The organism is Guyparkeria sp. SB14A (genome assembly GCF_005096345.1).
In the GTDB taxonomy this organism is placed as follows: Bacteria; Pseudomonadota; Gammaproteobacteria; order Halothiobacillales; family Halothiobacillaceae; genus Guyparkeria; species Guyparkeria hydrothermalis.
In genome coordinates this window covers 81083-93261 of the sequence record NZ_SWAW01000005.1, presented here as the reverse complement: position 1 = coordinate 93261, position 12179 = coordinate 81083, and the positions used below count along the sequence as shown (strand labels likewise).

Here is a 12179-nt window from a genome sequence, read left to right as displayed (position 1 = left end):
ATGAAGGCCGAAACCTTCGACCGGTTCTGCGCGTTCCTGGAGCAGCACAGCGGGATCCTGCTGAGCCGCGACAAGCAGTACCTGGTGGAAACCCGCTTGTCGCGCGTCGCCCGGTCGAAGGGCTACTCGACGGTCGAATCCCTGATCGAGACGCTCCTGTCGCGTCGGGATCGCATGCTCGCGCGCGACGTGGTCGATGCCATGACCACCAACGAAACCCTCTGGTTCCGCGATGGCTACCCCTTTGCCGCGCTGGAGAAGAAGTTCTTTCCCGAGGCGGTGGCAGCGAAGAAGGCCACCTACCGGGTCTGGTCGGCGGCCTGCTCGACCGGCCAGGAGGCGTTCTCGATCAGCATCATCGCCGAGGAACAGCGGGTGCCGTTCAACCTCGAGATCGTCGGCACCGATATCTCCGAGGCGGTGGTCGAGAAGGCCCGCCGGGGGGTGTTCGATGACCTGTCGCTCGGGCGGGGGTTGTCGCCGGAGCGCAAGCGTCAATTTTTCGTCAAGGCGACCGACGGCTGGAAGGTCGCGCCCCAGATCAGCCGTCGCACCCAGTTCCGGGTCGGCAATCTGCTCGAGCTGCGCCCGGAAGCCCGTCGCTACGACCTGGTGTTCTGTCGCAACGTGCTCATCTACTTCTCGCGGGACACCAAGGCGAAGATCATCGATCGTATCGCCGATACCCTGGTGCCCGGCGGCTACCTGATCCTCGGCGCCTCGGAGTCGCTTACCCAACTCTCCGACCGTTTCACCCCCGAGCGTCTGCCCACCGGCGGCACCGCCTACCGACTCAAGAGCTGATCCCGGTTGGGTTCCTTGGGTGCTCCCCGCACCCTCTATCAAGCCTCGGTTTCAAAAACTGGCACGCTTATCGCATAAGCCCTCGGCACTGACATTGTGTCGAGGGTTTTTTCATGTCGATCATCAATGACCGCCTGCTTGGCATCCACGACGATGCCCTGATTCTCCAGGAGCGCAGCCTCAAGATGCGCGCGGAGAACATCGCCAATGCCGACACCCCGGGCTACAAGGCGCGCGCGATGTCGTTCGATCGGGCGATGGAGACCGCGTTGCAGAGCAAGTCCTCGTCTGCCGGTAGCGCCGGGCGCCTCAAGACCGAGGATCCGCGCCAGATCGGTGGCGGCGGCGTGACGTCGGGGATCCGTGAGGGGTTTTCGGTGCCGGATGCGCCCGCCCTGGATGGCAACACGGTCGATCTCGACAAGGAGCGAGTGGGCTTTACCCAGGACGCGGTGGGTTACCAGACGACGCTTTCGTTTCTCAACAGTCGTGTTTCCGGCATCAAGAAGGCCCTGAGTGGCCAGTGATGACCGCGCCGGATTTCCGCGAACTACACTTTTCAGTCAAGGCAGGTGAAGCATGAGCTTGTACGACGTTTTCAATATTTCCTCCTCCGCGATGGCGGCGCAGTCGACGCGCCTGAACACCACCGCATCAAACCTGGCGAATGCCAACGTCGATGCCTCCTCGCCGGAAGAGGCCTACAAGGCAAGACAGCCGGTCTTTCAGACCGTGCTCGAAGCCAATGGCGGGCGCGGTGTGAAGGTGGTGGGCATCACCGAGTCGCAGGCGCAGCCGGCGCCGAAGCATGATCCGGGCAACCCGCTGGCCGACGAGAATGGGTACGTCTACAGCTCGAACGTCAACCCGGTCGAGGAGATGGTCAACATGCTGTCGGCCTCGCGTACCTATCAGACCAACGTCCAGGTGATGGACACGACCAAGCAGCTCGCGATGCGCACGCTGCAGCTTGGCCAGAGCCAGTAAGGCCGGAACGTGAAGGCCGAAAACCGGCAAGGGGCATGACATGACCAGTTCCGTGAACAGCGACATCTACGCCGACCTCGGGCTTGCCGCGCGCAAGAGCAGTGAGGGTGAGAGCAAGAACAAGCAGAATCTCGATCAGACGGATTTTCTCAAGCTGCTGACCACGCAGATGCAGAACCAGGACCCGATGAAGCCGATGGACAACACCCAGTTCGTCGCGCAGATGGCTCAGTTCTCCTCGCTCGAGGGCATTACCCAATTGAACGAGACTGTCTCCGGCTTCCAGGAATCGGTGCAGTCCAACCAGGTGATGCAGGCCTCGTCACTGGTCGGCAAGGCCGCCATGGTCAAGGGCGATACGGCTCAGATGTACCACATGCAACAGGCGGATGGCAGCACGGCACCATCGGGGATTCTGGGCGCGGTCGACGTGCCCACCGGTGCCTCGAAGATGAGTGTCGAGATCACGAACGCCAGCGGGCAGGTGGTCAAGTCCATCGACGTGCCGGTGGATGGATCGGATCGACCGTCCTTTTCCTGGGACGGCCGACTGAAGGACGGGCGGATGGCGCCCGAGGGCAACTACAAGGTGAACGCGACGGCCACGGTGGACGGCAAGGGGCAGGCGCCCCAGACCTACGTCGGGGCGGTGATCAGCAGCGTGGGCGTGACCAAGAATGGTCCGGAGCTGAATCTCGACGGCTTGTCGTCGGTGAAGCTATCGGATGTCGTTGAAATCATTAATTAAACCGGAGGACGCAGCATGTCGTTCAATACCTCCATCAGCGGCCTGAACGCCGCGCAGAAAGACCTGAACGTGACGAGCAACAACATTGCCAACGCCAAGTCCACCGGCTTCAAGAAGTCGCGGGCCGAGTTCGGCGATATCTATGCGGTCAGCGCGTTCGGCAACAGCAAGACCGCCGTGGGGCAGGGTGTCATCAACCAGGCGGTGACCCAGCAGTTCGCGCAGGGCAACCTCGAGTTCACCGACAACTCACTCGATCTCGCCATTTCCGGTCAGGGGTTCTTTGCCTTCCAGCCGTCGCTGGACAGTTCGGAGTCGGTATTCAGTCGGGCCGGCGCACTGGGCGTGAACAAGAATGGTTATCTCGTGAACCAGGCGGGTGAGTTCCTGAAGGCGTTGCCGGTCAACGAAAATGGCACCCTGCAATCGACCTCGTTGGCGACATCCAGCCCGGTGCAATTGCCGGTCGCGGCCGGTGCCCCGCAGGCGACTACGGAAGGCAGTCTGTCCCTCAACTTGCCTGCAGGGGCAGAAACCCCTCCGGTGACTACCTTCGACCCTGACGACCCAGATTCCTACAATCAGGCGAACTCGCAGCGGATTTATGATTCTTTGGGGAATCCGCACACGCTGACGAGTTATTTCGTGAAAACGGGGAATCCCAACGAATGGGATGTCTACTACCAGATCGATGATCAGCCGGTAGCGGACATGACCCAGCAGACGGTCACGTTCAACACGGATGGTTCGTTTGACACGGCCAGTGCCAATCCGGTCACCGTGACCGAGACCGGTGCGAATTTGGGCACCGGTGCGGGGGATCTCAGTATCGACATGACCTTCCGCACCGACTCGACTCAATACAATGGTCCGTTCAACGTTGCCGACCAGTCAGCCGACGGCAACACAACCGGCCAGCTGACTGGCATCTCGGTGGGTACCGATGGCCTGATCCGCGCAAGCTACACCAATGGCGAGTCCATCCCGCTGGGCAAGGTCGCCTTGGTTGATTTCCGTAACCCACAAGGTCTGAAGCAGGTGGGCGACAACCAGTGGATCGAGTCGATCGACTCAGGTGAGCCGCTGGCGGGCGAGGCCGGTACGGGCACCTTCGGTGCGATCCAGGGCGGCGCGCTCGAGGCATCCAACGTCGACCTGACGTCTGAGTTGGTCAACCTGATCACCGCGCAGCGGAACTTCCAGGCCAACTCGCGGGCGATCGAGGCCAACAAGACCTTGAGCGACACCATCATCGGCATTCGCTGATCCTTTCGGCGAGTGACCGTTCCACCGGGCGGCCTGCGGGCCGCCCTTTTTTTGTCCGCAAGTGATTCAATTGCGCCATCTTTCGCCAGTTTTCTTCTCTTGGCACACCTCCTGCATTACCCATGGCAACGGGGCATTTTCCCCGCTTGTGATTCGTGAATCGTGGAGGTGTTGTGATGGATCGTCTGGCTTATATCGCCATGAGCGGTGCCTCGCAGACATTACGGGCCCAGGCCACCAACGCCAATAATTTGGCGAACGTGAACACCCAGGGCTTCAAGGCCGACATCGATGCCTTTGCCGCGCTGCCGGTCTACGGCCCGGGGCAGGCATCGCGCGCCTACACCGAGGCGCAAGGCAAGGGTGCCGATTTCTCGCCTGGTCCCCTGATGACCACCGGTCGGGATCTCGACATTGCCGTCAAGGGCGAGGGCTTTATCGCCGTGGAGGCCCCGGATGGCCGGGTGGCCTACACACGGCGCGGTGACCTTCATCTGACGGCCAACGGCCAGTTGCAGACCGGGCAAGGCGATCCGGTGATGGGCAACGAGGGGCCGATCGCGATCCCGCCGGCCGAGAAGATCGATATTCACGCCGACGGCAGCATCAGCATCATCCCGGTGGGCGGTCAGACCAACGCCCCGGCGATGGTCGATCGGATCCGGCTGGTCAACCCCGACCAGGCGGACCTGCAGAAGGCTCCGGACGGCCGGTTCTCGCTGCGCGAGGGCGCCGAGGAGCCGCAGGCCGATGCCGCCGTGCAGATCGCCAGTGGCGTGCTCGAGGGCAGCAACGTCAATGCCGTCGAGGCCATGGTCAACATGATCGAGTACGGCCGCATGTTCGAGACACAAAGCCGAATGATTCGCACGGCGGACGAGAACGGCGAAGCCGCCGACCGCCTGATGCGCCTCGGTTAATTGGATTTAGGGGAGAGACACCATGACCACACCCGCACTTTGGACCGCCAAGACCGGCCTGGACGCGCAGCAGACGCGCATGTCGGTGATTTCCAACAACCTCGCCAACGTCAATACCACCGGGTTCAAGCGTGACCGGGCGGTGTTCGAGGACCTGATCTACCAGAACTACCGTCAGGTCGGCGCGGCGAACAACCAGCAGGACGAGGTGCCCACCGGCCTGAACGTCGGCACGGGCGTTCGCGTGGTGGCCACCGAGAAGCAGCACACGCAGGGCAATATCCAGCAGACGGACAACGCCCTGGACATGGCCGTCAACGGTCGCGGCTTCTTCCAGGTGCTCCAGCCCGACGGCAACATCGCCTACACCCGAGACGGTGACTTCTCGCTCAACAGCGACGGCCAGCTGGTTACGGCCAACGGCCAGCCGGTCGAGCCGGCGATCAACGTCCCGCAGGGGGCCCAGTCCATCACCATCGGCACGGACGGCACGGTCAGCGCGCAGCTGGCCGGCCAGGCCGAACCGGTTCAGCTGGGCAACATCCAGCTGGCGGATTTCGTCAACCCGGCGGGCCTGCAGCCGATCGGCAACAACCTGTTCGTCGAATCGGGTGCCAGTGGCGCCCCGCAGCTGGATACCCCGGGCCTCAACGGCCTGGGCGCGATCCAGCAGGGGGCACTGGAAAGCTCGAACGTCAATGTGGTCGAGGAGCTGGTCAGCATGATCGAGACGCAGCGTTCCTACGAGATGAACTCCAAGGCCATCTCGACCACCGACGGCATGCTCCAGTACCTGAACCAGAACGTCTGATGACGCCGATCCGCGGAGGCACGCCATGAAACCGTCAATCCACTGGCTTACCCGGGGCGTGGTCCTGATCGGCGCGGCACTGCTGGCCGGTTGTGCCAGCCAGCCGCCGATCAAGCCGGACCCGCAGTTCAACGCCGCACTGCCGCCGGAGGCCTCCGAGCACAACCCGGTGCAGAGCAATGGCGCGATCTTCCAGGCGGGGCAGGTGGACAACATGTTCGCCGACGCTCGTCCGTACCGCGTCGGCGACATCCTGACGGTCATCCTCGAGGAGCGCATGCAGGCCTCCAAGAGCGCGCAGACCTCCACCGGCAAGAGCCAGGAGACCGCCATCACCCCGCCCAACGTGCTGGGGCTGACCGGCCCGGCGATCGAGCGGCTCAACGCCCAGATCACCGGCGAGCGGGATTTCGCGGGCGACGGGGAGAGCAGCCAGCAGAACACGCTCAATGGCCAGATCACGGTCACCGTCGCGCGGGTGCTTTCCAACGGCAATCTCGTGATTCGTGGCCAGAAGTGGATCGGCATCAACCAGGGCAGCGAGTTCATCAAGCTGGCCGGCATGGTCCGGCCGCAGGACATCGCGCCCGACAACACCGTCATGTCCACGCGCGTGGCCAACGCGCAGATTGCCTACGGCGGCGAAGGCGTGATCAACGAATCGAACAACATGGGCTGGCTGGCGCGCTTCTTCAACAGCCCGGTCTTCCCCTTCTGATGGTGACAGGCATGAACATCAAGACACACCTTCGCGCCTTCCTGGCCGGCCTGCTGCCTTTGGTGCTGGCGGCCGGGGCAGCGACCTTCGCCCCGCAGGCCGGCGCCGAGCGCATCAAGGACGTGGCGAGCTTCGCCGGCGTGCGCGACAACCAGCTGGTCGGTTACGGCATCGTGGTGGGTCTCGCCGGCACCGGCGATCAGACCACCCAGGTGCCGTTCACGCGTCAGAGTATCCAGAACATGCTCGAGCGCCAGGGTCTCTCGCCCGGCGGCGGCAACGTCCAGTTGAACAACGTCGCCGCGGTCATGGTCACGGCCAACCTGCCGCCGTTCGCCAAGCCGGGTCAGACGGTCGACGTGACGGTCTCCTCGATCGGCAATGCCGACAGCCTGCGCGGCGGTGAGCTCCTGATGACGCCGCTCAAGGGCGCGGACGACAACATCTACGCCGTTGCCCAGGGCAGCCTGATCGTGGGTGGCCTGGATGCCTCGGGCCGCGACGGCTCGCGCGTGACCGTCAACATCCCCACGGCCGGGCGCATTCCAAACGGTGCGACGGTCGAGCGCAGCGTCCCGTCCAAGATGGGTGGCGCCGGCGCGGTGTTCCTCAATCTCAACCAGCCGGACTTCACCACCGCGCGGCGTATGGAACAGGCGATCAACGACGTGCTGGGGGGCGGGGTCGCCCAGGCGGTCGACGGCGGCACGGTCAAGGTGCGCGCCCCCGATTCGCCCGACCAGCGCGTCGGTTTCATGTCGGTGCTCGAGAACGTCGAATTCCAGCCCGGCGAGGGCCCGGCCCGCGTGGTGGTCAATTCGCGCAGCGGCACGGTCGTGATCGGTCAGAACGTGCGCATCGAGGCGGCTGCCGTTTCGCACGGCAATCTCACCGTCACGGTCGACGAGGACCTGGACGTTTCCCAGCCGGGCCCGTTCGCGGAGGGCGAGACGGTGGTCACGCCGGATTCGGACGTGGCCGTGCAGGAGGAGAGCAGCCGCGCCTTCCTGTTCGACCCGGGCGTGAAGCTCAACGACATCGTCAATGCGGTGAACGCGGTCGGCGCCTCGCCGTCGGACCTGGTGGCCATCCTCGAGGCGCTCAAGAGTGCCGGGGCGCTCAAGGCCGAGTTGATCGTGATCTGAGGTGACGTAATGGTCAGTCCAGCGCAAATCAATTCCTACACCGACTTCCAGGGCCTGAACCAGCTGCGTTCCCAGGCCGGGAAGGACCCCGGGCAGGCCCTCAAGCAGGTCGCCTCCCAGTTCGAGACGCAGTTCGTCAAGATGATGCTGCAATCGATGCGCGAGGCCACGCCACGCGACGGGCTGTTCAATAGCGAACAGACCAAGACCTTCGAGGGCATGTTCGACCAGGAGATCGCGCAGAAGCTCTCCAGCCGCGCTGGCGGGATTGGCCTGGCCGAGATGATCGAGCGCCAGCTTTCCAAGCAGACCGGCGGCATGGACGGGGAGCGGCGGTCAGAGGGGTTCCCGCTGCAGGTCAAGGAGAACGGCGGCGTGGTCGAACAGGCGCCGCGTGCCTACCCCCTGCCCGATGCCTCCGAGTGGACCCTGCGTCCGCACGCCTGGATGCAGAAGGACAAGGAGACCGAGGGCGCCGCCGCGGACGACGAGAAACGGGCGCAGCCCGGACCGACGAAAGAGCGGTTGGCCGCGCTGGATTCCTCCGACGCTGCCGGCCGCAAGCAGCAGCCGGCCTACTGGGAATCGCCCGAGCAGTTCGTCGAGGCCATCCTGCCGCATGCCCGCGAGGCGGCGGAGAAGCTCGGCGTCTCGCCGAAGGTGCTGGTCGCGCAGTCGGCGTTGGAGACGGGCTGGGGCAAGCACGTCCCGCATGACGGCGGTGGCCAGGCGAGCAACAACTTCTTCGGCATCAAGGCCGATCGCAGCTGGGACGGCGACCGTCAGGTGCATGGCACGCTGGAATTCGAGTCCGGCAGCCTGGTCCGCCGACAGGCGGCCTTCCGCCAGTACGACTCGATGGCCGCCTCCTTCAACGACTTTGCCCGCTTTATCCAGGAAAACCCGCGCTACGGCAAGGCACTGGAGGCGCGTGACGACCCCGAGCAGTTCGCCCGCGAACTGCAGCAGGCCGGCTACGCCACCGATCCGAAATACGCCGACAAGCTGATCTCGATCATGAACTCGCCGGCGATGCGAGACGCGGTGTGATCGGGTCGGGCCGACGTTCAAGTTTTTCCTCAATCGGCCGATACGGTCGGCAGTAAACCCTTCGAGGCCTCATCATGGCGGACATCCTCAGCAACTCGGTCAGCGGCCTGCTCGCGGTGCAACGCGCACTGACGACGACCGGGCACAACGTCTCGAACGCCAATACCGAGGGGTACTCGCGGCAGACGGTCAACCTCAGTGCCCGGACGCCGCAGTTCATGGGCAACGGCTACGTCGGGACGGGCACGCAGGTGCAGTCGATCACGCGCAGCTTCGACCAGTACGTCGAAAGCCAGTTGCGTGACGTCACCAGTGACAACAGCCGGCTCCAGTTCGTCAGCGACATCGCCAGCCAGGTAACCACCGTGCTCGGAGATACCGAGTCCGGTATTGCCCAGAGCTCCCAGGCCTTCTTCGGGGCGGCGAGCGATGTGGCGGCCAACCCGACCGATATCACCGCACGACAGGCCTACCTCAACGAGGCATCGGCGCTCACCGACCGGTTCAACCAGCTAGACGGCCGTCTTGCCGACCTCAATACACGGATTGGGCAGCAGGCGAATGCAATCTCCCGCGAGGTGAACACCTTCGCCGAGGAAGTGGCCAGCCTGAACGACAAGATCAGCCGGGCCTACGCCCAGGATCCGAACGCCTTGCCGAATGACCTGCTCGATCGTCGCGACCAGCTGGTTCGTGATATTGCCGAGCGCGTGAACATTCGTGTGAACGACGACGGTGCGGGTTCGCTGAACCTGGCGGTAGGGTCGGGGCAATCCCTGGTCACAGGCGGCGCAGCCACCGAGTTCCAGGCGATCAACGGGGCCGCGGGGCTGACGGTCAAGATCGGCGACAAGACGATCACCGAGCGGGTAACCGGCGGCCAGCTGGGCGGTATGATCGAGACGCAGAACGAGTTGATCACGCCGCTGCGCAACGAGCTGGGGCGTGCCGCCCTGGTGTTGGCCCAGGAAGCGAACGCGATTCAGGAGGCCGGCTACGATCTGGACGGAAACGCCGGGACGCCGTTGTTCACGGCTATTGGTGGTTTCTCGCCCAGTGTTTCGGTGGATGGTCGGAATGACGGCAGCGGTTCCGCCTCGGGCAGTATCGCGGACGCGACCCTCCTGACCGATGCCCGCTACGAGGCGCGCTTCGATGGTACGAACTGGAGTGTTCGCAGTCAGGATGACCCGGGCACGGAACTGGCGAGCGTTGGTTCGGGGGGCAGCACCACCGCGATCCCGGGGCTGGACATCACGTTCTCGGGCACCCCGGAAGTGGGCGATGTGCTGTACATCGACCCGGCTGCCGGTGCGGCCGGCCAGATCGAGACAACCCTGGCTGACCCCCGGGACGTGGCGGCCGCCGGGGGCGACGGTGGCGGCAATTCGTTGGGCAATCGTGATAACACCCAGATCGAGGCGATGGCCGAGCTGGCAAATCGCACCCTCGTGGGGCAGACCGGTGCCGGTGCCGCGGATGGGCAGACGCTGGGTGGCGCCCTGTCCTCCGCTGTCAGCAATGCCGGCTCGGTGGCGCGCACCGCCGAAATGCAGGGCGAGTCGGCTCAGGCCTCGCTGGACAACCTGGTTGCGCGCCAACAGTCGGTGTCCGGCGTGAATCTCGACGAAGAGGCCGCCAACCTGCTCAAGTACCAGCAGCAATACCAGGCTCTGGCTCGAAGCATTTCCATCTCGGGCAACCTGTTCCAGTCCGTTCTCAATGCCGTCGGCTAAGGCCGGCTCGGGAGCTACACGATGCGCGTTTCCACGTCACTGATTTTCCAGCAAGGCTTGCAAAGCCTGCAGCGGCAGCAGTCTGAGATGATCCGGGCGCAGACCGACATCGCCACCGGCGTGAAGCTGCGTACCGCGGATCGCGATCCGGTGGCCTTCGGTCAGGCCAGTCAGCTGACCAATCAGCAGGCGCGCGTGGATCAGTTCCTGCGCAGCAACGACATGGCGACTGGCAAGATCGAGGCGCAAGAAACCCGTCTGGCGGCGAGTACCGATATTCTCCAGCGCGTGCGCGACATCGCGATACGGGCCAATAATGCCGTCAATGACGGAGTGAGTCGTGGCGCGCTGGCGGATGAGCTGGCCGAGTTGCGGTCCGCCCTGGCCGAGCAGACAAATGCCAAGGACGAGCGGGGCGAATACGTCTTTTCGGGCGTGCGTGCGAACCAGATCCCGTATGACCCGGCCGGTCAGGATCAGCTCAACACCGCTACCCAGAACACCGGGGCGGTGGAGCTGCGTGTTGGGGAATCCGATTCGGTGACCGTCAGCCGGGTCGCCACGGACATCTTCAACACCTCTCCGACCTCCGGGCGGTCGGCGTTGCAGGTCATCGACGAGCTCGAGGCAGCCGTGCGTGCGGGTGACGATACCCAATACGAAGCACTGCAGACCGATGTGGATGCGGTGCTTGATCAGGTGATCACCGCACAAGGGCAAATGGGCAACGACCTCAAGAAGCTCGAACGCCTGCGCGATGACCAGAACGCCTGGAGCCTCAGCAACAAGGAATCGATCTCGAAACTCCGGGACACCGATCTCGCCGAGGCCATCACCCGCCTCAACCAGAACTACCTGACCCTTCAGGCCACCCAGCAGAGCATGGCCAAGACCCAGCAGCTATCGCTGTTCAATAATCTCTAATTGGGCCGCGATGGTCGCCGGCGTCCGCGACTCGCTTCCGGGCGTCGGTTTTTCGCGTCTGGCCGTTCGTCGCTGTGGCCATCCGTCGGCGTCCCGTGGCGCTGTGATACCATCCCCGCGTTTTTCAACGGTGAGGCGAGACCATGATTGCAGGGGTGTTTCCAGGACAGGGTTCCCAGTCGATCGGCATGGCCAGTGGCTGGGGCGAGCACGAGGATATCGCGCAGGCGGTGTTTGATCGTGCCGGTGATGTGCTTGGCTACGATCTCTGGAAACTCGTGGCCGAGGGCGAGTCCGCCGACCTGAACCGGACCGAGGTCACCCAGCCGGCCATGCTGGCCGCCGACGTGGCGGCCTGGCAGATCTGGCGCCGCAACGACGGCGCCATGCCCGCTGCGCTGGCTGGCCACAGCCTGGGTGAATACGCCGCCCTGGTCGCCGCCGAGTCCATCGATTTCGAAGCCGCCGTCGCACTGGTCGCCCGGCGCGGCCAGCTGATGCAGTCGGCCGTGGCCGAAGGGCAGGGCGCGATGGCCGCGATACTGGGTCTCGAGGACGAGGCGGTGCGCGGCGTCTGCGAGAAGGCCGCCGACGGCGAGGTCTGCGAGGCCGTCAATTTCAATGCCCCGGGCCAGGTAGTGATTGCCGGTGACCGGGCCGCCGTCGAGCGGGCCGAGGCAGTCGCTAGCGAGGCGGGTGCCAAACGCTTCGTGCTGCTGCCGGTGAGCGTGCCGTCGCACTCCTCGCTCATGCGCGAGGCCGGCGAACAGCTGCGAGCCGAGATCGCGCAGGTCGACATCCGTCCCCCGCAGATCCCCGTCATTCACAACGTCGATGCCCTGACCCACGACAAGCCCGAGGCCATCGCCACGGCACTGATCGAGCAGCTGTTCCGTCCGGTCCAGTGGGTCGCCTGCGTCCAGGCGATGCAGGCCATGGGCGCCGGCGACCAGGTCGAGTTCGGTCCGGGCAAGGTGCTCACCGGCCTCGCGCGTCGCATCGACCGCCAGATGGGCGCCAAGGCCGTCTTCGACCAGGCGACCCTGGAAAAGGCACTGGGCGCCGAGTAA

The 12179-nt window shown here is 64.5% G+C and carries 13 protein-coding genes; all 13 read left to right on the top strand.

The features are described from left to right. The 13 genes from FAZ79_RS03705 to fabD all read left to right on the top strand — a co-directional run bounded on the left by FAZ79_RS03705 (position 1) and on the right by fabD (position 12179). On the top strand, positions 1-804 hold the full coding sequence (locus tag FAZ79_RS03705; RefSeq protein ID WP_136866634.1) for a protein-glutamate O-methyltransferase CheR: 804 nt from the start codon (positions 1-3) through the stop codon (positions 802-804). A 113-nt stretch (positions 805-917) separates the two neighbouring features. Then, a complete protein-coding gene (flgB, locus tag FAZ79_RS03700; protein ID WP_247709483.1) occupies positions 918-1331 on the top strand; it encodes a flagellar basal body rod protein FlgB in 414 nt (137 codons plus the stop codon). 52 nt (positions 1332-1383) lie between these two features. Then, positions 1384-1791, top strand: coding sequence for a flagellar basal body rod protein FlgC (gene flgC, locus FAZ79_RS03695; RefSeq protein WP_136866633.1), 408 nt, complete (start codon positions 1384-1386; stop codon positions 1789-1791). A gap of 40 nt (positions 1792-1831) precedes the next feature. Then, positions 1832-2539 (top strand): flagellar hook assembly protein FlgD, encoded by a 708-nt coding sequence (locus FAZ79_RS03690; RefSeq protein ID WP_136866632.1) that lies wholly within the window; start codon positions 1832-1834, stop codon positions 2537-2539. A 15-nt stretch (positions 2540-2554) separates the two neighbouring features. Then, positions 2555-3805: a flagellar hook protein FlgE gene (gene flgE, locus FAZ79_RS03685; RefSeq protein WP_136866631.1), complete on the top strand. Its 1251-nt coding sequence runs from the start codon at positions 2555-2557 to the stop codon at positions 3803-3805. Positions 3806-3981: 176 nt separating this feature from the next. Then, a complete protein-coding gene (gene flgF / locus FAZ79_RS03680) occupies positions 3982-4725 on the top strand; it encodes a flagellar basal-body rod protein FlgF (protein ID WP_136866630.1) in 744 nt (247 codons plus the stop codon). A 22-nt stretch (positions 4726-4747) separates the two neighbouring features. Continuing rightward, the gene (gene flgG / locus FAZ79_RS03675; protein WP_136866629.1) at positions 4748-5536 is read left to right on the top strand and encodes a flagellar basal-body rod protein FlgG; all 789 of its coding nucleotides are present in this window, start codon (positions 4748-4750) and stop codon (positions 5534-5536) included. Between the two features lie 25 nt (positions 5537-5561). Further along, positions 5562-6254 (top strand): flagellar basal body L-ring protein FlgH, encoded by a 693-nt coding sequence (gene flgH / locus FAZ79_RS03670; RefSeq protein WP_136866628.1) that lies wholly within the window; start codon positions 5562-5564, stop codon positions 6252-6254. Positions 6255-6265: 11 nt separating this feature from the next. Beyond that, on the top strand, positions 6266-7399 hold the full coding sequence (locus FAZ79_RS03665; protein WP_136866627.1) for a flagellar basal body P-ring protein FlgI: 1134 nt from the start codon (positions 6266-6268) through the stop codon (positions 7397-7399). Positions 7400-7408: 9 nt separating this feature from the next. Further along, entirely contained in the window at positions 7409-8449 is a 1041-nt protein-coding gene (flgJ, locus tag FAZ79_RS03660) for a flagellar assembly peptidoglycan hydrolase FlgJ (protein WP_136866626.1), read from the top strand. A 74-nt stretch (positions 8450-8523) separates the two neighbouring features. Then, positions 8524-10185, top strand: coding sequence for a flagellar hook-associated protein FlgK (gene flgK / locus FAZ79_RS03655; protein ID WP_136866625.1), 1662 nt, complete (start codon positions 8524-8526; stop codon positions 10183-10185). A 21-nt stretch (positions 10186-10206) separates the two neighbouring features. Further along, the gene (locus tag FAZ79_RS03650) at positions 10207-11109 is read left to right on the top strand and encodes a flagellin (protein ID WP_136866624.1); all 903 of its coding nucleotides are present in this window, start codon (positions 10207-10209) and stop codon (positions 11107-11109) included. 143 nt (positions 11110-11252) lie between these two features. After that, entirely contained in the window at positions 11253-12179 is a 927-nt protein-coding gene (gene fabD, locus FAZ79_RS03645; protein ID WP_136866623.1) for an ACP S-malonyltransferase, read from the top strand.